The organism is Pseudomonas sp. GW822-FHT03F08 (genome assembly GCF_058801265.1).
The window spans coordinates 166757-187819 of record NZ_JBXANC010000011.1 but is presented as its reverse complement, the minus strand read 5'-3'; the positions used below and the strand labels follow the sequence as shown (position 1 = coordinate 187819).

23 protein-coding genes and 1 pseudogene are annotated in these 21063 nt (G+C 62.1%); 12 read left to right on the top strand and 12 right to left on the bottom strand.

Going from position 1 to position 21063, the window contains the following annotated elements:
- Both AC1RME_RS25500 and AC1RME_RS25495 read left to right on the top strand, forming a co-directional pair.
- Nucleotides 1–960 carry a nucleoside-specific channel-forming protein Tsx gene (locus AC1RME_RS25500; protein WP_102622591.1) on the top strand — a complete coding sequence of 320 codons (960 nt, stop codon included), beginning with the start codon at nucleotides 1–3 and terminating at the stop codon, nucleotides 958–960.
- A gap of 14 nt (nucleotides 961–974) precedes the next feature.
- Nucleotides 975–1997: a purine-nucleoside phosphorylase gene (locus AC1RME_RS25495; RefSeq protein ID WP_493091929.1), complete on the top strand. Its 1023-nt coding sequence runs from the start codon at nucleotides 975–977 to the stop codon at nucleotides 1995–1997.
- 3 nt (nucleotides 1998–2000) lie between these two features.
- On the opposite strand, the gene AC1RME_RS25490 is transcribed toward AC1RME_RS25495, so the two are convergent.
- The 3 genes from AC1RME_RS25490 to AC1RME_RS25480 form a co-directional block, all read right to left on the bottom strand.
- A complete protein-coding gene (locus AC1RME_RS25490; protein WP_493091928.1) occupies nucleotides 2001–2957 on the bottom strand; it encodes a quinone oxidoreductase family protein in 957 nt (318 codons plus the stop codon).
- 30 nt (nucleotides 2958–2987) lie between these two features.
- Nucleotides 2988–3161 (bottom strand): DUF1427 family protein, encoded by a 174-nt coding sequence (locus AC1RME_RS25485; protein ID WP_085733565.1) that lies wholly within the window; start codon nucleotides 3159–3161, stop codon nucleotides 2988–2990.
- Nucleotides 3162–3250: 89 nt separating this feature from the next.
- Complete coding sequence (locus tag AC1RME_RS25480) at nucleotides 3251–4030, bottom strand: AraC family transcriptional regulator (protein WP_493066560.1); 780 nt, start codon at nucleotides 4028–4030, stop codon at nucleotides 3251–3253.
- 146 nt (nucleotides 4031–4176) lie between these two features.
- Between AC1RME_RS25480 and AC1RME_RS25475 the strand changes: the two genes are divergently transcribed.
- The gene (locus AC1RME_RS25475) at nucleotides 4177–4404 is read left to right on the top strand and encodes a DUF6555 family protein (protein WP_096821993.1); all 228 of its coding nucleotides are present in this window, start codon (nucleotides 4177–4179) and stop codon (nucleotides 4402–4404) included.
- Nucleotides 4405–4442: 38 nt separating this feature from the next.
- Complete coding sequence (locus tag AC1RME_RS25470; RefSeq protein ID WP_096821994.1) at nucleotides 4443–4715, top strand: hypothetical protein; 273 nt, start codon at nucleotides 4443–4445, stop codon at nucleotides 4713–4715.
- Between the two features lie 23 nt (nucleotides 4716–4738).
- On the opposite strand, the gene AC1RME_RS25465 is transcribed toward AC1RME_RS25470, so the two are convergent.
- From AC1RME_RS25465 to AC1RME_RS25455, 3 genes are all read right to left on the bottom strand, one after another.
- Nucleotides 4739–4906, bottom strand: coding sequence for a metallothionein (locus AC1RME_RS25465; protein ID WP_074689145.1), 168 nt, complete (start codon nucleotides 4904–4906; stop codon nucleotides 4739–4741).
- A gap of 425 nt (nucleotides 4907–5331) precedes the next feature.
- Nucleotides 5332–5787 (bottom strand): DMT family transporter, encoded by a 456-nt coding sequence (locus tag AC1RME_RS25460; protein WP_493091927.1) that lies wholly within the window; start codon nucleotides 5785–5787, stop codon nucleotides 5332–5334.
- A gap of 4 nt (nucleotides 5788–5791) precedes the next feature.
- The gene (locus tag AC1RME_RS25455; protein ID WP_249489963.1) at nucleotides 5792–6280 is read right to left on the bottom strand and encodes a DMT family transporter; all 489 of its coding nucleotides are present in this window, start codon (nucleotides 6278–6280) and stop codon (nucleotides 5792–5794) included.
- Between the two features lie 111 nt (nucleotides 6281–6391).
- Here AC1RME_RS25455 and AC1RME_RS25450 point away from each other — a divergent pair, with 111 nt between their 5' ends.
- A complete protein-coding gene (locus AC1RME_RS25450) occupies nucleotides 6392–7327 on the top strand; it encodes a LysR family transcriptional regulator (protein WP_493091925.1) in 936 nt (311 codons plus the stop codon).
- 202 nt (nucleotides 7328–7529) lie between these two features.
- Here AC1RME_RS25450 and ctpM read toward each other — a convergent pair whose 3' ends face one another.
- Both ctpM and AC1RME_RS25440 read right to left on the bottom strand, forming a co-directional pair.
- Nucleotides 7530–9212, bottom strand: coding sequence for a methyl-accepting chemotaxis protein CtpM (gene ctpM / locus AC1RME_RS25445; RefSeq protein WP_493091924.1), 1683 nt, complete (start codon nucleotides 9210–9212; stop codon nucleotides 7530–7532).
- Between the two features lie 125 nt (nucleotides 9213–9337).
- Nucleotides 9338–10657: a Na+/H+ antiporter family protein gene (locus AC1RME_RS25440; RefSeq protein ID WP_096821997.1), complete on the bottom strand. Its 1320-nt coding sequence runs from the start codon at nucleotides 10655–10657 to the stop codon at nucleotides 9338–9340.
- 314 nt (nucleotides 10658–10971) lie between these two features.
- On the opposite strand from AC1RME_RS25440, the pseudogene AC1RME_RS25435 reads away from it, so the two are divergent.
- Nucleotides 10972–12261 (top strand): annotated as a pseudogene (locus tag AC1RME_RS25435) (cache domain-containing protein); the annotation flags it as partial.
- Nucleotides 12262–12363: 102 nt separating this feature from the next.
- Entirely contained in the window at nucleotides 12364–13119 is a 756-nt protein-coding gene (locus tag AC1RME_RS25430) for a methyl-accepting chemotaxis protein (protein WP_404943238.1), read from the top strand.
- Nucleotides 13120–13159: 40 nt separating this feature from the next.
- Here the strand turns inward: AC1RME_RS25430 and AC1RME_RS25425 are convergent, their stop codons facing one another.
- The 4 genes from AC1RME_RS25425 to AC1RME_RS25410 are packed head-to-tail and all read right to left on the bottom strand — an operon-like array spanning nucleotide 13160 to nucleotide 15779.
- The gene (locus tag AC1RME_RS25425) at nucleotides 13160–14473 is read right to left on the bottom strand and encodes an ATP-binding protein (protein WP_493091922.1); all 1314 of its coding nucleotides are present in this window, start codon (nucleotides 14471–14473) and stop codon (nucleotides 13160–13162) included.
- Nucleotides 14470–15138: a response regulator transcription factor gene (locus AC1RME_RS25420; RefSeq protein WP_096822000.1), complete on the bottom strand. Its 669-nt coding sequence runs from the start codon at nucleotides 15136–15138 to the stop codon at nucleotides 14470–14472. Before AC1RME_RS25420 ends, AC1RME_RS25425 begins: the two co-directional genes overlap by 4 nt.
- 3 nt (nucleotides 15139–15141) lie before the next feature.
- Complete coding sequence (locus tag AC1RME_RS25415; protein WP_096822001.1) at nucleotides 15142–15468, bottom strand: PepSY domain-containing protein; 327 nt, start codon at nucleotides 15466–15468, stop codon at nucleotides 15142–15144.
- The gene (locus AC1RME_RS25410) at nucleotides 15468–15779 is read right to left on the bottom strand and encodes a PepSY domain-containing protein (protein WP_096822002.1); all 312 of its coding nucleotides are present in this window, start codon (nucleotides 15777–15779) and stop codon (nucleotides 15468–15470) included. Before AC1RME_RS25410 ends, AC1RME_RS25415 begins: the two co-directional genes overlap by 1 nt.
- Nucleotides 15780–15928: 149 nt before the next feature.
- On the opposite strand from AC1RME_RS25410, the gene AC1RME_RS25405 reads away from it, so the two are divergent.
- From AC1RME_RS25405 to codA, 5 genes are all read left to right on the top strand, one after another.
- Nucleotides 15929–17008, top strand: a complete 1080-nt coding sequence (locus tag AC1RME_RS25405) for a hypothetical protein (RefSeq protein ID WP_096822003.1) — start codon at nucleotides 15929–15931, stop codon at nucleotides 17006–17008.
- 86 nt (nucleotides 17009–17094) lie between these two features.
- Nucleotides 17095–17451 carry a 6-carboxytetrahydropterin synthase QueD gene (gene queD, locus AC1RME_RS25400; RefSeq protein WP_007955941.1) on the top strand — a complete coding sequence of 119 codons (357 nt, stop codon included), beginning with the start codon at nucleotides 17095–17097 and terminating at the stop codon, nucleotides 17449–17451.
- Nucleotides 17452–17535: 84 nt separating this feature from the next.
- Nucleotides 17536–18348 (top strand): alpha/beta fold hydrolase, encoded by an 813-nt coding sequence (locus tag AC1RME_RS25395; protein ID WP_493091921.1) that lies wholly within the window; start codon nucleotides 17536–17538, stop codon nucleotides 18346–18348.
- 175 nt (nucleotides 18349–18523) lie between these two features.
- The gene (gene codB / locus AC1RME_RS25390) at nucleotides 18524–19795 is read left to right on the top strand and encodes a cytosine permease (protein WP_493073187.1); all 1272 of its coding nucleotides are present in this window, start codon (nucleotides 18524–18526) and stop codon (nucleotides 19793–19795) included.
- A 13-nt stretch (nucleotides 19796–19808) separates the two neighbouring features.
- Nucleotides 19809–21050, top strand: a complete 1242-nt coding sequence (gene codA, locus AC1RME_RS25385) for a cytosine deaminase (RefSeq protein WP_102622360.1) — start codon at nucleotides 19809–19811, stop codon at nucleotides 21048–21050.
- Nucleotides 21051–21063 lie beyond the last annotated feature (13 nt).

Below are 21063 nucleotides of genomic sequence, written 5' to 3'. Positions count from 1 at the left end.
ATGCACGTTTCTTCCTGCCGCCGCCGTCGTGGTGCGCGCACCGTTGCTGTTTCCCTGCTACTGGCCGGCGTTACCGGAGTTCTCAGCCACACCGCGCTGGCGCAACCTGCCCTGCCCGAAGAATCTGCCCAGGGCGAAGCCCTCAGCCCCGAAGCCAGCCCGCCGAAAAAAGGCGCGTACCTGTCGGACTGGTACAACCAGGACCTGATGCTGATCGGCAGCAAGGACATCAGCTTCGGCCCGCAACCGGCCGACGATATCTATCTGGAATACGAGTACTTCGGACGCAAGGGCCCGTTCGAGCTGTACGGCTATATCGACATCCCGAAGATCTTCAACATCGGCAACAGCCACGACAAAGGCGTGTGGGATCACGGCTCGCCGGTGTTCATGGAACACGAACCGCGCATCTCCATCGACTACCTCGCCGGCCGCAGCTTGGCCATCGGGCCGTTCAAGGAATGGTACGTGGCGTTCGACTGGATCTACGACCACGGCAGCCGCAAAGAGAACCGCGCCAACACGCTGTACAGCGGTTTGGGTACCGACATCGACACCCACTCGCGGGTCAACCTGTCGGCCAACCTGTACGGGCGTTACCAGTGGGAAAACTACGGCGCCAGCAACGAATATTCGTGGGACGGCTACCGCGCGCAACTGAAGTACATCGTGCCGATCGACAAGTTCAGCAACGGTGCTTCGCTGACCTACATTGGTTTCACCAACTTCGATTTCGGCTCGGACCTGCACAAGGACAACCCGGCGCGCACCGCCAATGCCACGGTGGCGACCAACGTGTTGCTGTACTCGTTCACGCACCTGCGCTTCACCCTCGTCGGCCGTTACTTCCACAACGGCGGCAACTGGGAGGACGGCAGCGAGCTCAACTTCGGCGACGGCAACTTCCGCGCACGTTCCAACGGCTGGGGTTACTACGCCGGCATCGGTTATCAGTTCTGAATCCAGGAGCAATCATGAAAGCAATGACGCGAGTATCACTGGCCACCGCAGCCCTGCTCTCTTCCACCGCCTGGGCGGCCGAGGCACCGATTCAGCCGAAAGTCGTGCTGATCACCATGTTCGCCCCGGAAGCTCAGCACTGGATCGATCGCCTCGAACTCAAGCAGGAAATCCGCGTGCCGGGCCTGTCGGCCGAGTACCCGAGCATCCGCTGCAACACGCAGCAGGTGTGCCTGATGACCACCGGCATGGGTCAGACCAACGCCGCCGCCTCGACCTTGGCACTGGCGCTGTCGCCGAAATTCGACCTGCGCAAAAGCTACTTCCTGATCGCCGGGATTGCCGGCATCAGCCCCAAACACGGAACCATCGGCACCGCTGCCTGGGCGCATTATCTGGTCGAGTTCGGCACCCAGTGGGAACTGGATTCGCGCGATGCGCCATCGAGTTGGCCGACCGGTTACCTCGGCATCAACACTAAAGGCCCGAATGAAAAACCGCCGCTGGACTACAAGACCGAAGTCTTCGAACTCAACCCGAAACTACAGGCCAAGGCCTTCGCCCTGAGCCACAAGGTCGAACTGAGCGAGAGCAAGGAATCGGCGGCGTGGCGCCTGAAATACCCGGCAGCACCCGCCAACCAGCCGCCGGTGGTCACCCGGTGCGACACGCTGGCGGGCAACACTTGGTTCTCCGGCACACGCCTGAGCGAACGCGCCGAGGTCTGGACCAAATTGTTGACCGACAACAAAGGCGAATACTGCACCACCCAACAGGAAGACAACTCCACCTACGAGGCCCTGCTACGCGCCAGCCGCGAAGGCCTGGTCGACGTGCAGCGCCTGGCCGTGGTGCGCGCCGGATCCGACTTCGACCGCCCGGCGCCGGGCGGCAGCGAAGTGGACAACCTGCTCAAGTACGCCGATCAGGGCGGATTTGTCCCGGCACTGGAAAACCTCTACCGCGCGGGTCATCCGCTGGTGCAGGACATCCTGAAGCACTGGTCGGCGTGGGAGAACGGCGTCCCTGAAGCCTGAGGATCAAGGCATCAGGATGATCTTGTCGCCACTGCCCTGATTCACATCGGCATAGCGCGCCAGTCCTTCGGCCAACGGCGCTTCGACAAGCCCTTGCGGCAGTGGCAGCAAGCCTTCGTCGAAGAACCGGCCGAACTGTTCGAGCATCGCCGCACAGGCTTCAACGCCGTACAGCAGGGAGTTGATGCCAACCACGGAACCGCCCTTGCGATACAGGGCCAGCGCCGGCAGTTGCACATGCCCGTCCACCGGCGCGGCGATGATCGCGATGCGCCCGAAAGGTGCCAGCGCCGGCACCGAGGCCGGCAGCCAGAACCCGGTGGTGTCGAAGATCACGTCGGCGCCACCGCGGTACACCGCGTTGACCTGAGCGCCGAGCTCCTCGGGCTTGTCCAGCTGGATCGTCTGATAGCCCTGCGCCTGCAAATCCTTGACCTGCTCCGGCCGCCGCGCCGCCGCCAGCAACTGCGCGCCGCGCACCTTGGCCAGCGCCAAGGCCGCCGTCGCCACCGCCCCGCCACCGATCACCAGCAAACGGGTTTCAGCGCTGACCAGACTGCGCTCCAGCGCATCCCACGCTGTGGTGTAAGGCACACCGAGGCTGGCGGCCTGGGTGAAACTCAGGTGCGAAGGTTTGTGCGCCACGCCATTGGCCGGCAGTTTGACGAATTGCGCATGGGAGCCGTCGGCGAAAAAGCCCAGCTCCCGGCCGGTGCCCCAAACCTCCTGACCAATCAACGCCTGCGGCCCCTCGACCACCACACCGGCAAAGTCCCGACCGGGAATACGCGGCAGCGTGGTGTAAGGGAAACGCCCGAGCACGTTCTTCACGTCGCTGGGGTTCAGGCCCGCCGCCTTGATCTGCACCAGCACCTCGTCGACCCCCGGCACCGGCGTCGGCACCTCGACGAAGCGCAGGGAAGACAAGTCGCCGGTTTTATCGAATTGCAGTGCTTTCATGAGTTCATCCACCGAATGAAAAAAGGAAATTCAGGACAGCCAGCCACTGACCAGTTGCCGGCCCATCGGCCACAACTGCTCGCCCGCCAGCATGCCCAACAGGCCGACCAGCGCGATGGCCGGTGGCGCCGGGGAACGGAAATCCAGCGCGCCATACAGCAGGCCGACGCCCAGACCGATGCCCAGGGAAATCAGGTAGTTCATGGGATCACTCCGCCACATAAAGGGAATGGGCAAAGTCTAGGGAAAGGCTGCGACCGGCACCGGCCAAGGACTTCTGAATTTCGGCCAAATCAGCCTGGAAGCTGCCCGGCACTGAACTGCGAAGGCGCGACACCCAACTCGCGGCGAAACATGTCGCTGAAACTGCTCGGCGAATAACCCAGCTCACGGGCAATCGCGCTGACCGGCACGCCCTGAATCAACTCCGCCACCGCCGTCGCCAACTGCACCTGCCGCCGCCACTCGGCAAAGCCCATGCCCAGGCCCTCCTTGAACAACCGCGCCAACGTTCGCACGCTGGCCCCGGCGTTTTCGGCGTGTTGCTCAAAAGGAATCTCCAGCGACGGCGCAGCCATTACCGCCTGACACAGACTCATCAGCCGCCGGTCGGCATCGTCCGGCAGCGGAATCTTCAACTGTGAACGCCTTGCGCGTCTCAGCTCCAGCAGCGCCAGCCCGACCAACGCTTCGTAATACTCGGCATCGCCGTTATCGCCCTGCTCCACCAGCCCGACGATCAACTCGCGCAGCAGACCACCGACCTCGATCACCTGCACGGTTTCATCCAGCGTCGCCGCCAGCGCCGGGCGCAGGTAGATATTGCGCATCTGCAAATCCGACACCACGCGAATCCCGTGCGGCACGCCCGGCGGCAACCAGACCGCCCGCTGCGGCGGCACCACCAACGCCTCGTGCGGGGTCTCGACCCACATCACCCCGCTCATCGCATACAGCAATTGCCCCCAGACATGCTCATGCGGCTCGATGAACAGCCCACGCGGATACGTACGCGCCAGCGGTTGCACCGGCACATCGGTATCACTCAGATCGGGGGGCGCGGCGAGGGCCATGGCGAACATTCATCGGGGTTGACGGAAACGCCATGGTAACCAGTCCGCCCCCTCGCTCGCCATTGATAGATACCGTCGGACAATCCGAGTGAATTTTCCCGGTGCGCGACGATCCTTCTATTACCACAGGGAGGAAGACGGGCTTTATGAACAACGCAAAACTGTTTGTCATCGAATACACCCTTCACGGCGCGCCAAAGTCGTTCATTATCCGCTCGGACAAAATGGACAACACCGAGGCGTGGCACTGGGCAAGCTGCGACGCCGGGGTGGGCCGCATCCCGCGTTTCGGTCGGGAAAAGGTGCAAAAGACCAGCAAGCCTGCGGCGGAAAAATTCGGCGTGGAAAACGTCACGTGGCGACCGGCAAGCTAAGCTGTGGCGCAGGTGGGGACTAATTCGGGGGAACACACATGACGACCATCAGCAGCCCGGCGCACCTGGACTACAGCCTGGACACCGCCTCCGGCAGAGTCACCAGAAGCATCGACTGCCCGGTTGGCCTGGAACCCGTCGAAAACGATCCCTACTGCTTCGCCCTGCGCGTCCCGGCCCCACAGCCGGAAGACCTCGAACAGGCCACAACCGTCGACGTCCGAGTCGAAGGCCGACGCCTGCAAGGCACCGTCCGCCACACCGAACGCCTGGACGACGACAGCCTGAAACTGGAAGTGGAGCCTGACTAGGCTCCACTCTTTCATGCAGCCCGTTATTTCGGGTGCGCGCACTGGCAACCCTTGCCAGAACACTCCTCGCCACTTTTGTGGTGATGCGCGCAGGCCTCACAGCAATAATGCTTACCGTGCGCCACATAAGAATGCTCACCCTCCTTGATCGTGCAACGACATCCCGGACAATCGCATTTTCTATCTGCCATGGAACAGACTCCTTTGGTGGTGGTTGTCTGAGGCTGAAAGAACAAGCCGTGCTACCAGTGTAGAAGGTGAAAACCACCCAACAACCAAATCACTCACTCCCCCACCACTCACCACTCACCACAATGAGCGTTAGCTCGAGTACCGCTTTTGACGCACAGGCCCGTCGGCAGGCTGAGTGGAGGGATTGGTCCGGGGGTGGGAGCGCAGCGACCGTGCGGCGAAGCCGCATGCATCGAGAGGAGGTGCAGCGAAGCAAACCGTAGGCGATGCCCCCGGATCAATCCCGGAGCGAAGGAACCCGAGCCACAGCGAGGGCCGTACGTCAGGGCACAGACCTTTTGGTTACTTTTGGGGCGTTTGCCAAAAGTGACCCGCCGTAAGGGCGGAACCCTAAGAAGCCGTTACCGCAGCAACGGATATGTACTCAATCAACCCCCCGCACGCTACTGCGATACATAAACACCAACGCCAACCCCAAACAAACCATCGCCAAAACCCGACTCGAAGACAGCTCAATCGCCGGATTCCCCAACCACCCAAAATTATCAATCAACATCCCCATCCCCAGTTGCCCGACAATCACCGCCACCGTCGCCACAGCCGTCCCCACCCGAGGCACCGCCCCCACCATCACCATCATATAAACCACCCCAAACAACGCCCCGCTCAACTGCCACTTCGGCACCTCCAACAAACTCACCACCTGCGCAGGCTCAAAAAACAGAATCAACAACCCCGTCGAAACTGCCCCCACCACAAACGTCAACAAACTGCTGCGCAGAACGCCGACGGTTTCACCCAGACGCCCATTGATCGCCGCCTGCACACTCAACACCGCACCCGCCAACACCACCACCGCCAACAAAATAACCAGACTCATCACCTCACCCCCGCGCAATCAAAACCAAAGCCGCCACAATCAACCCCAACGCCAGCCACCGCTCACCGTTGACCTTCTTGCGCGTAGCCCCAAACCAACCGAAATGGTCAATCAGCACACTCTTGCCAACCTGCCCCGACAAAATCGCAATCATCGTCATCGCAATCCCGATATGCGGCGTCGCCAACGTCAGCACCACCACATACATCGGCCCCAGAAACCCACCGATCAACTGCCAGCGCGGCAGATCCGTCAGCGCCGGCCCCTTCTGCGGCCCCGCAAACAGCAACAGCAAAAACAGAATCGCCGAGCCAACCCCGAAGATGCTCAAGGTCGCCCACAGGTGCCCGACCTGCTCACCCAGCGGCCCGAGCAACCCGGCCTCCACCGACAAACCCATGCCGGCCAGAATCACCAACGGCAACAGCAACAAGCGCAAACCGGACCGGGCGACAGGTGCCGGCGCAGCACTCACTTCATCAAACGACTGCATCTGAAAAACCTCTGAAGGAAACGATGGCGCGGATTATCGGCTGGCGCAGCTGTGCGATAAATGGGAGCATCTGGACAACACTTTTGCGCAACTCGCACAGCAGGACACACGATGCACGGGCTCAACGAACTGGGATTCAAGGCGCTAAGGCTGTTTGTGGCCGTGCTCGATCACGGCAGCTTTTCCGAAGTCGCCCGCCGCGAGGGCGTGGCGCCCTCTTCGATATCCCGGCAGATCCAGTTGATGGAGCAAGCGCTGAACCAGCAACTGCTTTACCGCCACACCCGCGCGGTCACACCAACCGAAGCCGGGCGCATGCTCGGCCACCACGCGCGGCTGGTGCTGGTGCAACTGGAGGAAGCCGAACAGGCGTTGCAGGAACAGCAAAGCGAACCGACCGGACTGGTGCGGATCAACGCCCCGGTGGTGTTCGGCCAGCGCCACTTGACGCCGTGGCTCGGCCGTTTGTGCGAGCGCTATCCGAAGCTGCAACTGGACATCCAGCAGACCGACCACTACATCGACCCGCTGCAGGAAGGTGCCGACCTGCTGTTCCGCATCGGCCCGCTGCACGACTCAAGCATGCAGGCGCGGATCCTGGCACCGCACCGGTTTCAGGTCGCGGCCAGCCCGGCGTATCTCAAGCGCTTCGGCACACCGCAGCATCCCGAAGACCTCGCCCGCCACCAGTGCCTGGCCTACAAGGGCGCGACCGGCCAGCAGCGCTGGTTTTTCCGTCAGGATCAGGGCGAGTGGACGCCGTATTCGGTCAAGGGCCCGATCACTGGCAACCACGCCGACACCCTGACCCAGGCCGCTGTGCAAGGGCTGGGGCTGGTGATGTTTCCGTCATGGCTGATCGGCGAGGCGGTGCGTGAGGGCACGCTGGTGCCGGTGTTGGGGGAGTTTCAGGTGTCGAACAGTGTGGAGCCGCAGCAGATTTCGGTGCTGTGGCCGGGGAGTCGGCGGTTGTCGGTGAAGGTGCGGACGGTGATTGATTTCTTCGTTGAGTGTTTTGGGGAGGTTCCTTATTGGGATCGTCCCTGAAGATCAAAAGCCAGCCCTCACCCTAGCCCTCTCCCGGAGGGAGAGGGGACTGACCGCGGTGTCTTGCGTCATACATCGACCTGAAAAGTCGTGTCGATTATGGATTCAAAGCCAATCGTTCAAGTCGGTGCATTTCTTAAATATCTCCCAATCGGTCCCCTCTCCCTCCGGGAGAGGGCTAGGGTGAGGGGGCTTTCAGGGGTCAAATACGGAACTGCCCCACCAACTTCCCAAGCCGCTGCCCCAACTCAGCCAGACTCCGCGAAGTCTGCGCCCCCAACTGGGTCTCATCCGCCACGTTATCCACCGCCACCGCAATCTGATGCACGCTACGGTTGATCTCTTCCGCCACCGCCGTCTGCTCTTCGGCAGCACTGGCGATCTGGGCGTTCATCGAGTTGATGGTCGCAATCAGATCCGCCATGGCGTCGAGCGACGCCCCCGCCTGATTGGCCTGGGCAGACGTGCCGTCACCCGCTTCACTGGAACGGCGCATCGCCTCGACCGCCGACTGCGTACCGGCCTGCAAGCGATCAATCATCCCCTGAATTTCCTGAGTGCTGATCTGCGTGCGTGAGGCCAGCGCCCGCACCTCGTCCGCCACCACCGCAAACCCACGCCCGGCCTCACCGGCCCGTGCTGCTTCAATCGCGGCGTTGAGTGCCAGCAGGTTGGTCTGTTCGGCGATCGAGCGGATCACCCCGAGCACGCCAACAATCGACGACACATCCTGCTGCAGACTGTCGAGGGACACGCCGCTGCTGCGGATGTCGTCCACCAGCGCATGAATCTGCTTGATGCTGCCGGCCACCACGCGTTTGGCGGTCTGGCCTTCTTCGTCGGTCTGCTGTGCAGCGACAGCGGCGTTCTGTGCGCTCTTGGCAACTTCCTGCGCGGCGGCGGACATTTCGTTGATCGCCGTCGCCACCTGATCGGTCTCGTGGCGCTGACGTTCCATGGCCTGATCGGAGCGCTGGGCCTGATCCGAGACTTGCGTCACCAGTCCAGTCAGTTGCGAAGTCATCTCGGTGATCTGCCGCACCAGGCCGTGGATCTTGTCGACGAAACGGTTGAACGAGCCGGCCAGTTCGCCGAGCTCGTCCTGGCTGGTGATGGTCAGGCGACGAGTCAGGTCGCCCTCACCCGCGGCAATGTCGTCGAGGTTGGCTTTCATCAGCGTCAACGGCCGCAAAATGGTATTGGCCAGCACCAGCCCCGCCACCGCGATCACCAGCAACACGATCACCGCCACGCCGACGATGCTCAGCACCACGCCTTCCATTCGGTCCTGAACCTGGGCCTGAACCAGCGCCACTTGCGCCTCGATGCCGTCGAGGTTGACCGACGTACCGAACGCCATGTCCCACTTCGGCAGGTATTCGGTGTAACCGAGTTTCGGCACCAACACCTGCGCGTTACCCGGCAATGGTGAGCTGTATTGCAGGTAGTGAGTACCGTCCTTCGCCACCTTCACCAGATCGCGATTGACGTAGACGCCGTTCGGGTCGCGGTTGTCCTTGAAGCTCTTGCCCACGCCGTCAGGGTCGGTGGACTTGAACAGGCGCACAGTCTCGGAGTCGTAGCCGAAGAAGTAGCCGTCCTTGCCGTACTTGATGCTCGACAGCAGTTTGATCACCTGCGCCCGCGCGTCGGCGTCACCGGGGGCGGCAGCGTCGTACAGCGGTTTGATGGTGGTCATGGCCACGGCGACATAACTGGCCAGGGTGGCCTTGGCGTCGCCGAGCAGGCGTTCGCGGGTCTGTTCGACTTCCTTGTGCGCCTGCTCCTGGAGGATGAACAGCGTGGTCAGGCTGATCACCAGCGCAAAGAGCAAGACCGGAAGGACGGCAAGGGACAGGACTTTAGCCTTGAGACTCAGGCGCATGGGTGCTCACTCTTTTGGTTTTATTGGCGTGGTTAAAGGCGTTAACGGCACGCGAAAGCAAAAGTTGAGCTGGGTCTTAACCAGATCGTTACCACTCACTGAGCAGTAACGATCCGGTTTGGGGCTTACAAGACCATCGCGGCCATCCAGCCCGCCGCCAGCAACGGCAGGTTGTAGTGCAGGAAGGTCGGCACCACGGTGTCCCAGATGTGGTGATGCTGGCCGTCGATGTTCAGGCCGGAGGTCGGGCCGAGGGTCGAGTCCGAAGCTGGCGAACCGGTGTCGCCCAGAGCACCGGCCGTGCCGACGATGCAGACAATCGCCATCGGGCTGAAACCCAGCTGCACGCACAGCGGCACGAAAATCGCCGCCAGAATCGGCACTGTGGAAAACGACGAACCGATGCCGATGGTCACCATCAGCCCCACCAGCAGCATCAGCAGCGCGCCAATGGCCTTGCTGTGATCAATCTGCGCCGCCGCGCTTTCGACCAGTGTGCGCACCTCGCCGGTAGCCTTCAGCACTTCGGCAAACCCTGAGGCGGCGATCATGATGAAACCGATCATCGCCATCATCTTCATGCCTTCGGTGAACAGCCCGTCAGTCTCGCGCCACTTGACGATGCCCGACGCCGAGAAAATCAGAAACCCGGCCAGCGCCCCGATAATCATCGAATCCAGCAGCAACTGAATAATGAAGGCTGCGGCAATAGCCAGGCCGGCGATGCCGATCGTCATCGGGTTGTAGGCGACGCTGACCTGCTCCACCTGTTCGATCTTTTCCAGGTCGTAGACACGCTTCTTGCGGTAGCTGAAAAACACCGCCATCAACAGACCGAACACCATGCCCGCCGCCGGGATCGCCATCGCATGCATGACGTTGACCTGGCTGATGTCCACGCCGGCCTTGCTGACGTTGGCCAGCAGGATCTGGTTGAGGAAGATGTTGCCGAAGCCGACCGGAAACACCATGTACGGCGTGATCAGGCCGAAGGTCATGACGCAGGCGATCAGCCGGCGATCCAGTTGCAGCTTGGTCAGTACATAAAGCAGCGGCGGCACCAGCAACGGAATGAACGCGATGTGGATCGGCAGGATGTTCTGCGAAGCAATCGCCACCACCCACAGCAGGCCGATCAGCAGCCATTTGACGCTGCCGCCCCCGGTCGCATGCTGACGGTCGACCATCGCCAGAGCCTTGTCGGCCAGCGCATGGGCCAGGCCGGACTTGGCAATCGCCACCGCGAAAGCACCGAGCAACGCGTAGGACAACGCCACCGTCGCACCGCCGCCCAGGCCACTGTTGAACGCCTTGAGCGTGGCGTCGATGCCCAGGCCGCCAGTCAGGCCACCGACCAGCGCACCGACGATCAACGCGATCACCACATGCACACGGGACAGGCTGAGGATCAGCATGACGCCGACCGCAGCAATCACTGCATTCATTTCACTACCTCAAAAACACGACGGTAAAGCCATTCACCGCCAGACAGGATGAGTCCGTCCGGCAAGCCACGAGGGTCGCCAGCGGATTTGCATAGAGGGTCTTATTAGAAGGGCGCGCACTGTGCCGCAGAGCGGGCGCAGTGTCAAAGCGACCGGTCGCGACACTGTGTAACTTTCCATGATCAAACTGCGAACGATGGCATATCCGCCACAACGTGCGTCAATTCGCCATATTGCATTTGCGCCATAAAGAAAGTCGAAACGCGGCCGTTACAGTGCAAAGTCTCAGATATTTATCGAATAAGGACGTCTCCATGTCGCTCAGACAACTTTCCATCCAATGGAAAATCACCCTGCTCGCCGGGCTCTGCCTGGCCGGTATCGTGACCCTGTTGGTGGGTCTTTCGCTGTATCGCATGGAGCACAGTTCTGAACTGGTGAAAGCTTCGAGCATGGAAATGCTCACCGAGTCGGCCCAGGCTCGCATCGAATCCCAGGGCGAAGTTCAGGCGGCAGGCATTCGCCAGCAGTTCATGGACGCTTATCAATATGGCCACGGTTTCTCGCGCCAGGTGCTGTTCTTGCGTGAACAGGCCGAGAAGCGCTTCCTCGATGCCTTCGACCTGCGCGAAGACATGACCCGTCAGGTGAAATCCGCGTTGCAGGCCAACCCGGAATTGCTCGGTCTGTCTCTGGTTTTTGAAGCCAACGCGCTGGACGGCAAGGATGAACTGTTTGCCGGTCAGGCTGAACTGGGCAGCAACGACAAGGGCCGCTTCGCCCTGTACTGGTCGCAGCCGACCCCGGGCAAGGTCACCTCGATGGCACTGCCGGAAAGCGACATGGCCGACACCAGCACCGGCCCCAGCGGCCAGGCCGCCAATGCCTGGTTCACCTGCCCGCGCACCACGCTCAAGCCGTGCGTGATCGAACCCTACTTCTACGTGATCGACGGGCAAAAGGTGCTGATGACCAGCATCGTGTTCCCGCTGATGGTCAACGGCAAAGTCATCGCCTCGTTGTCGGTGGACATCAACCTCAACAGCCTGCAAGCGATCAGCCAGGGCGCCAGCAAAAAGCTCTATGACGGCCAGACCGCCGTGAGCATCATCAGCCCCGCCGGCCTGCTCGCCGGTTACAGCCCGGACGCCAGCAAACTCAGCCAGCGCCTCGACGCGGTAGACACCACCAGCGGCGCTGAATTGCTGCGCCTGCTGGCCTCGAGCAAAACCGTCAGCAGCCTGCACAGCAATGCGCAACTGAAAGTGCTGTCGCCGTTCCAGCCGATTCCCGGTGGTCCGTCGTGGGGCGTGCTGCTCGATGTGCCGGAGAAAGTCCTGGTCAGCCGCGCCGAAGCGCTCAAGCAACAACTGGATGCCAGCAACACCTCGGGCACGTTGATCGAACTGAGCCTGGGCGTGCTCGCCGCGCTGGTCGGCCTGTTGTTGGTGTGGCTGATGGCACGCAGCGTGACCAAGCCGATCCTCGGCGTGGCCCACATGCTGGAAGACATCGCCAGCGGCGAAGGTGACCTGACCCGTCGTCTGGCCTATGACAAGAAAGATGAACTCGGTCAGTTGGCCGGTTGGTTCAACCGCTTCCTCGACAAGCTGCAACCGATCATCGCCGAGGTGAAACGCTCGGTGCAGGACGCGCGTAACACTGCTGACCAGTCTTCGGCCATTGCCACCCAGACCAGCGCCGGCATGGAGCAGCAATACCGTCAGGTCGATCAGGTCGCCACCGCGTCCCACGAAATGAGCGCCACCGCCCAGGACGTGGCCCGCAGCGCCGCGCAAGCGGCGGAAGCCGCCAAAGATGCCGATCGCGCTACCCGTCAGGGCCTGACCGTGATCGACCGCACCACCGCCAGCATCGACCACCTCGCCGCCGACATGAGCGCCGCGATGATCCAGGTCGAAGGCCTGGCCGCCAACAGCGAGAAAATCGGCGCGGTGCTGGAAACCATCCGCGCCATCGCCGAGCAGACCAACCTGCTGGCGCTCAACGCTGCCATCGAAGCCGCCCGCGCCGGTGAAGCTGGACGTGGCTTTGCGGTGGTCGCCGACGAAGTGCGCAACCTCGCTCGCCGCACCCAGGAATCGGTGGAAGAAACCCGCCAGGTGATCGAGCAACTGCAAAGCGGCACCCAGGACGTGGTCGGTTCGATGGGCAACAGCCATCGTCAGGCTCAGGGCAGCGTCGAACAGGTCGGCCAGGCCGTGACCGCACTGCGCCAGATCGGCGATGCGGTGACGGTGATCAGCGACATGAACCTGCAGATCGCCAGCGCCGCCGAAGAACAGAGCGCAGTAGCCGAAGAGATCAACAACAACGTGGCGACGATTCGTGATGTGACGGAATCGCTGTCGGGGCAGGCGAATGAATCGGCGCGGGTGAGTCAGTCGCTCAATAGCCTGGCGAATCAGCAGCAGAGTCTTATGGATCAGTTCCGGGTCTGACGCTAAAACCCGCTCACCACAGATCCCTGTGGGAGCGGGTTTAACGCCGAGGCAACTGAATCTCTACCTTCAACCCACCCCACTCACTTTCGCCAAGCACCAAAACCCCGCCCCACGTCTCGACAATATCCCGCACAATCCCCAGCCCCAACCCATGCCCATGGGTCTGCTCATCCAGCCGCGTCCCCCGACTGAACACCTGAGCCCGCTGCGCCTCGGGAATCCCCGGCCCGTCGTCTTCCACACTCAGAACAAAGCCTTCAGCCGTCTCGACCACGCTCAGGCGCACCTCGGCATCCGCCCATTTGCAGGCGTTGTCCAGCAGGTTGCCGAGCAATTCCAGCAGGTCTTCACGGTCCCACGGCAATTGCAGCCCGGTCGGCGCGACGTAGCTCAATGCCAGGTGTTCGCCGTGGATCATGTTCAACGTTGCCAGCAACCCCGGCAGTTCCGCATCGCAATCGAACAGTGCCCCCGGCAACGCATCGCCGGAGAGTCGTGCACGATTGAGCTCGCGGTTAAGCCGTTGCTGCACCTGTTCCAGTTGTTCCTTGAGGATCTTGCGCAACTCGGGATGAGCATCGAGCTTTTCGTTCGAGGCCAGGCTCAGCAGCACCGCCAGCGGAGTTTTCAGCGCGTGCCCGAGGTTGCCCAAGGCATTGCGCGAACGCTTGAGGCTGTCTTCGGTGTGCGCCAGCAAATGGTTGATCTGCGCCACCAGCGGTTCCAGTTCTGCCGGCACCTGCTCGTCAAGTTGTGAACGCTGGCCCTGTTGCAACTGGGCGATTTGCTCGCGAGCCTTTTCCAGTGGGCGCAAGGCGCGGTGCACGGTCAGCCGTTGCAGGATCAGGATCAGCAACAACCCGGCCAACCCGAGCCCCAGCCCAATCTGGCGCATGCGCTGGAAGCTCTCGCGCACAGGCGTGTAATCCTGGGCCACGCTGATCGAGATCGACTGGCCGAGCCGTTTGTAATCCGAGCGCAACACCAGCAGTTGCTGACCGTCCGGCCCCAGTTGCAGATTGCTGTGCAGGCCTGGCCGTTCCAGCAGCGGCAGTTCCTGATCCCACAACGAACGGGAGCGCCAGTGACTCTCGGCGAAATCGATGCGGAAGTAATGCCCGGAAAACGGCCGCTGATAGGCCGGCGACAAGTGCCGCTCGTCCAGCTGCAAGCCTTGCGGGCCGCGCACCAGCGCCACCAGCAGGCTCTCGCTGTCGTTGCGCAGGCCGGCTTCGAGGTAACGCTGCAAACCCACTTCGAACAGCCACAGGCTGGTTTGCGCCAGCACCAGACCGACGATCACCATGACGCTGATCAGACCCAGGCTCAAGCGGCGCTGGATCGATCTCACGAAGCTTGTCCGCCGAACAGATAACCCTGGCCGCGACGGGTTTCGATCACGCTTTTGCCGAGTTTGCGGCGCAGGTGGTTGACGTGGACTTCAAGCACGTTGGAGTCGCGCTCGGTTTCACCGTCGTAGAGGTGTTCGGCGAGGTGGCTTTTGGAAAGAATCTGCTCCGGGTGCAGCATGAAGTAGCGCAGCAGGCGGAACTCGGCGGCGGTCAGTTGAATATCGGCGCCGTCGCGCACGACGCACTGGCGGCCCTCGTCCAGATGCAGCCCCGCCGACTTGAGCGTCGGCTGGTTGGCCTGCCCCTTGGAGCGGCGCAGCAGCGATTGAATCCGCAAATGCAGTTCTTCCGGGTGGAAGGGTTTGGTCAGGTAATCGTCGGCACCGGCCTTCAGGCCTTCGATGCGCTCGGCCCAGGAGTCGCGGGCAGTGAGGATCAGCACCGGCGTCGCCAGCCCGCCGGCGCGCCATTGCGCCAGCACTTCAAGGCCCGGCACGCCTGGCAGACCGAGGTCGAGAACGATCAGGTCGTATGGCTCGCTGCGGCCCTGATAGACCGCATCACGGCCGTCCGCCAGCCAGTCCACGGCGTAGCCCTGGCGTTGCAGGCCGGCGATCAGTTCATCGGCCAGAGGAACGTGGTCTTCCACCAGAAGCAAACGCATCGGTCAATCTTCCTTGTCTTTCAGTAAGCGGCCGGTGGCGGCCTCGAGATGCAGCTCGCGTGTCACACCGTCGACGGTCAGCAACTCGACTTCGTAAATGTAGACGTCGTGTTTTTCTTCCAGCTCGACTTCCAGCAGTTTCGCGCCGGGGTAGCGATCCAGCGCGTTATGCAGCACTTGCTCCAGCGGCAGAATCACCCCCTGCTGACGCAGGCGCAGGGCTTCGTCCTGATTCAGGTCGCGAGCGAGCGGCGCCGAGCAGAACGCAACGAGCGCCAGGGCCATAAGGCCCGTGGCGCGCGTCGATGAATACGGCAAAAACAATTTCATTAAGTGTCCTGATGATCCTTGCGCAACAGCCCGTCGCTCGCGTCCAGTTCCATTTCCCATTCCACGCCTTGCGGATCTTTCAGCTCGATCTGGTACAGATAAAAGCCGTAGCGCTTTTCCAGTTCGATATCGATGACTGTCGAATCCGGATGGCGGGCCATGGCCGTGGCCTTGACGGTCTCAATCGGCACAATGGTACCAGCGTCGATCAGTTTTCGGGCTTCATCGGCAAGCAAGTCGCGGGTGTGGGCGAGGTTCGAGGTCAGGCCGTAGAACAGGAGCGCGATGAACAGGGTCGCGAGGATTTTCATGAGTGTCTCCTGATATCTGGTAGTGCTTCCTTGGCGGACACCTTAGCGATTCGAACTTAATTGAAACTGAACTGCCATCATCGAACCCGCTCCCGCAGGGCCGGCAACATGTGTTTATAATTCTTCGCTTGCTAACGATCGAGACCGGTATGACAGCCATCCACATCAAGTTCCCTGCCCTCACCCTCAAGGCTGGCCCACGTGCCATGGCGCGCATCCGCGCCCAGGGCCTGAACGCCGCCGACGTCGGCACGCTGCCCGGCGCTGCCGGTGGGCCGAAGGCGTTGGGGATTCAGGGGCTGGATCTGGCGCTGTTCGGCGAGTGGCTGCCGGCGGCTCCGCGCGAGCGCTCGCTGATCGGTGCGTCGGTGGGCTCCTGGCGCTTCGCCAGCGCCTGCCTGCCGGATGCCGCCGAAGGCATTCGTCGCCTCGGTCATCTGTACACCGAGCAGAACTTCAACAAGGGCGTGACCATCGGCGACGTCAGCCGCAGTTCGCAGCGCATGCTCGATGACCTGCTTGACGGTCGCGATGCGGTACTGCTCGACAACGCCCATTACCGCTTGAACATCATGGTGGTCAAAAGCCACGGGCGGCTGGCGGACGATCATCGCGGCCGGCTCGGGCTGGCGCTGGGTTCAGTGATCGCCGACAACCTGCGGGGCCGGGCGCGGCTGTCGCGGCACTTCGAACGGCTGATCATCCACGACCCGCGCCTGGCGCCGCCGGTGCATGCGCTGAATGACTTCCCGTCGCGTTTCGTCGCCCTCAATGCCGGGAACCTGCGCCAGGCGCTGCTCGCGTCCGGTTCGATCCCGATGGTCATGGAAGGCGTGCGCGACCTGCCGGGCGCCGGAGCCGGCACGTTCCGCGATGGCGGTCTGCTGGACTATCACCTCGACCTGCCCTACAACGGCGACGGCATCGTGCTCTATCCGCACTTCACCGACCGGGTGATTCCGGGCTGGTTCGACAAGACCCTGCCCTGGCGCAAAGCCTCGGTGGAACGCTTGCAGGACGTGCTGTTGCTCGCGCCGTCCAAGGAATACCTGGCGCGCCTGCCCTACGGCAAACTCCCCGACCGTAACGACTTCAAACGCTTCATGGGCGATGCACCGAGCCGGCAGAAATACTGGCGCGCGGCGATGGACGAGAGCCGCCGTCTGGGCGACGAGTTCCTTGAACTGACTGCCAATGGTCGCCTCGCCGAGCGCTTGCTGACCCTTTAGTCAGCACAGCCGGGGACAAGCTGGTAAACTCGCCGCCTGCCCGAATTCGCTGCGGCGAACGCCATCTCAACAGAGCTGAAAACACTGTGGAAATCTTCAAGGAATTTACGTTCGAATCCGCCCACCGCCTGCCCCACGTACCGGACGGCCACAAGTGCGGACGCCTGCACGGTCACTCGTTCAAAGTGGCGATTCACCTGAGCGGCGACCTCGACCCGCACACCGGCTGGATCCGTGATTTCTCCGAGATCAAGGCGATTTTCAAGCCGTTGTACGAGCGTCTGGACCACAACTACCTGAACGATATTCCGGGCCTTGAGAACCCGACCAGCGAAGTGCTGGCCAAGTTCATCTGGAATGAGTTGAAGCCCCTGCTGCCGGAACTCAGTGCGATCCGCATCCACGAGACCTGCACCAGCGGTTGCATCTATCGCGGCGAGTAAATCCCGCGACACAAAAAACCACCGAGACCGGTGGTTTTTTTACGCCTATGCTTTTTGGCTCGAACCCGCCAAGAGGACAGGCCCATGACGGACTGGCTGCTGGATCAGGTCTTTGACTTCAACGGGCGACAGATTCGCCACGGGGTGCGCGGCGACGGCCCGCCGCTGGTGTTCGTGCACGGCACACCCTTCTCTTCCTACGTGTGGCACCGCATCGCGCCGCATTTTTTCGCCAGCCATCGGGTGCATTACTTCGACCTGCTGGGCTACGGGCGGTCCGAGCAACCGGACGCCGATGTCTCCCTCGGCGTGCAAAACGAATTGCTCGCGCAACTGCTGGATCACTGGGGCCTGCAACGCCCGGACGTGGTTGCCCACGACTTCGGCGGCGCCACCGCCCTGCGCGCGCATCTGCTCAATGGCAAGGATTACCGCACCCTGACGCTGATCGACCCGGTGGCGCTGACACCCTGGGGTTCGCCGTTCGTGCAGCACGTGCGCCAGCATGAAGCGGCGTTCAGCGGCCTGCCCGATTACATCCAGCGCGCCATCGTCCCGACCTATATTCGCGGGGCGATTCATCGTGACATTCCGGATGATGAACTGGCGCCCTACGTGCAGCCGTGGCTGGGTGATCCGGGGCAAGCGGCGTTCTACCGGCAGATCGCGCAGATGGACCAGCGCTACACACTGGAAACTCAGCCGCTGTACCCGACGATTCGCTGCCCGGTGCAGATTCTCTGGGGTGAGGAGGATCAGTGGATTCCCATCGAACGCGGCCGGGCCTTGCACCAGTTGATCCCCGGATCGCAGTTTCACCCGATCCCGAATGCCGGGCATCTGGTGCAAGAAGATGCACCTGAAGCCATCGTTGCCGCACTGCTGCGGTTCCTCTGATCGAATCCCATGACCTCGTGGGGGACGCCCTGCTCCCCCATGGTTCGGCACGGCGCCAAATGCACTGCTTTCGCGCCGATCATCCGTGTCTCGTCTATAAATACCCGCAACATCGCGTTGGCACGACCACTGCAACATCCCCCGCGTCCTCCCCTTTCCAGCAAGGAACGCCCCCATGACGCAGAACGATCCCGGCAACGATTACCCCCTCAGTGAAGTCCCGATGCATGCGCGCAAAGGCCTGGCCTCCACGGCGATGGTGCTGCTGGGATTCACCTTCTTCACCGCGACCATGTTTGCCGGCGGCAAGCTCGGTGTGGCATTCAACTTCGGCGAAATGCTCGCCGTCATCGTCATCGGCAACCTGCTGCTCGGCGTGTACGCCGCAGGCCTCGGTTACATCGCCTTCAAGAGCGGCCTGAATTCGGTGCTGATGGGACGTTTCTGTTTTGGCGAAGTCGGCAGCAAACTCAGCGACCTGATTCTCGGGTTCACCCAGATCGGCTGGTACGCCTGGGGCACTGCGACGGCGGCGGTGGTGCTCGGCAAGTATTTCGACCTGAACGAAGGCACGGTGCTGGGGCTGATGGTGCTGTTCGGCCTGGTGTTCTGCGCCACGGCGTATGTCGGTTATCGCGGACTGGAGATTCTGTCGTACATCGCGGTGCCGGCGATGATGTTGCTGCTGATGCTGTCGATGTGGGTCGCCACCATGAAAGTCGGCGGCCTCGATGGATTGCTCAGCGTCGTACCCAGCGGCTCGCTGGACTGGTCGACCGCTATCACACTGGTGTTCGGCACCTTCGTCAGCGGCGCGACCCAGGCCACCAACTGGACGCGTTTTTCCCGTTCGGCACGGGTCGCGGTGCTGGCCAGCCTCATTGGCTTTTTCATCGGCAACGGACTGATGGTGCTGATCGGCGCTTACGGCGCGATCGTCTATCAACAACCCGACGTGGTCGAAGTGTTGCTGTTGCAGGGCTTCGCCATGGCGGCGATGGCGATGCTCTTGCTGAACATCTGGAGCACCCAGGACAACACCATCTACAACTTCGCAGTCGCAGGTTGCAACCTGCTGCGCACCGGGCGCCGCAAGACCGTGACCCTGGTCGGTGCCGTGATCGGCACGGCGCTCGCGCTGCTGGGCATGTACGACATGCTGGTGCCTTATCTGATCCTGCTCGGCACGGTGATTCCGCCGATTGGCGGCGTGATCATGGCGGACTTTTTCTTCCGCTGGCGCGGTCAATATCCACGTCTTGCCGATGCGCGCCTGCCAGCGTTCAACTGGCCGGGACTGGCGGCCTACGCGGCCGGAACCGTCGCTGCCTTCGGCTCGCCGTGGGTCGCGCCGCTGGTCGGGATCGCCGTTGCCGCGTTAACGTATATCGCAGTGACCGGCCTGCTCGGCGCCCGCAACGCGGCCGCCCCTCTACAAGATCTATAAAAGGATTCGCCCGATGCACATCATCAACGCTCGACTGCGCAACCAGGAAGGTCTGCACGAATTGCACCTCGAAGATGGCCTGATCCGCAGCATCGCGCGCCAGACCGAAGCGCCGACCCTGGGCCCCGACGACCTCGACGCCGGCGGTAATCTGGTGGTGCCGCCCTTCGTCGAGCCGCACATTCACCTCGACGCCACCCTGACCGCCGGCGAGCCACGCTGGAACATGAGCGGCACGTTGTTCGAAGGCATCGAATGCTGGGGTGAGCGCAAGGTCACCATCACCCAGGAAGACACCAAGGCCCGGGCGAAAAAAACCATTCAGTCCCTGGCCGCCCATGGCATCCAGCACGTGCGCACCCACGTCGACGTCACCGACCCGCAACTCACCGCGCTCAAAGCGATGCTCGAAGTGCGCGAAGAAAGCCGTCACCTGATCGACCTGCAAATCGTCGCGTTCCCTCAGGAAGGCATCGAGTCGTTTCGCAATGGCCGCGAACTGATGGAAGAAGCGATCCGCATGGGCGCAGACGTGGTCGGCGGGATTCCGCATTTCGAATACACCCGCGATCAGGGCGTCAGCTCGGTGAAGTTTCTGATGGACCTGGCCGAGCGCACCGGTTGCCTGGTGGACGTGCACTGCGACGAAACCGACGACCCGCATTCGCGCTTCCTCGAAGTGCTGGCCGAAGAGGCCCGCAGCCGCGACATGGGCGCGCTCGTGACGGCCAGCCACACCACGGCGATGGGTTCCTACGACAACGCCTACTGCGCCAAACTGTTCCGCCTGCTCGGTCATTCGGGGATCAGTTTTGTTTCCTGCCCGACCGAAAGCATTCACCTGCAAGGCCGCTTCGACACCTTCCCGAAACGCCGTGGCGTGACCCGCGTCAACGAGCTGCTTGAAGCAGGCATGAACGTCTGCTTCGGTCAGGATTCGATCGTCGACCCGTGGTATCCGCTGGGCAACGGCAACATCCTGCGGGTACTCGAAGCCGGGCTGCACATCTGCCACATGCTCGGTTACCGCAACCTGCAAAGCGCACTGGATCTGGTCACCGACAACAGCGCCAAGGCCATGCACCTTGGTGAACGCTATGGTCTTGAACAGGGCCGCCCGGCGAACCTGCTGATCCTGTCGGCAGACAGCGATTACGAAGTGATCCGCAGCCAGGGTTTGCCGCTGTATTCGATCCGTGGCGGCAAGGTGTTGATGAAGCGGCAGATGCCGGTGGTGGAGTTCGTCGAGGGTTGAGACGTGGTTATGA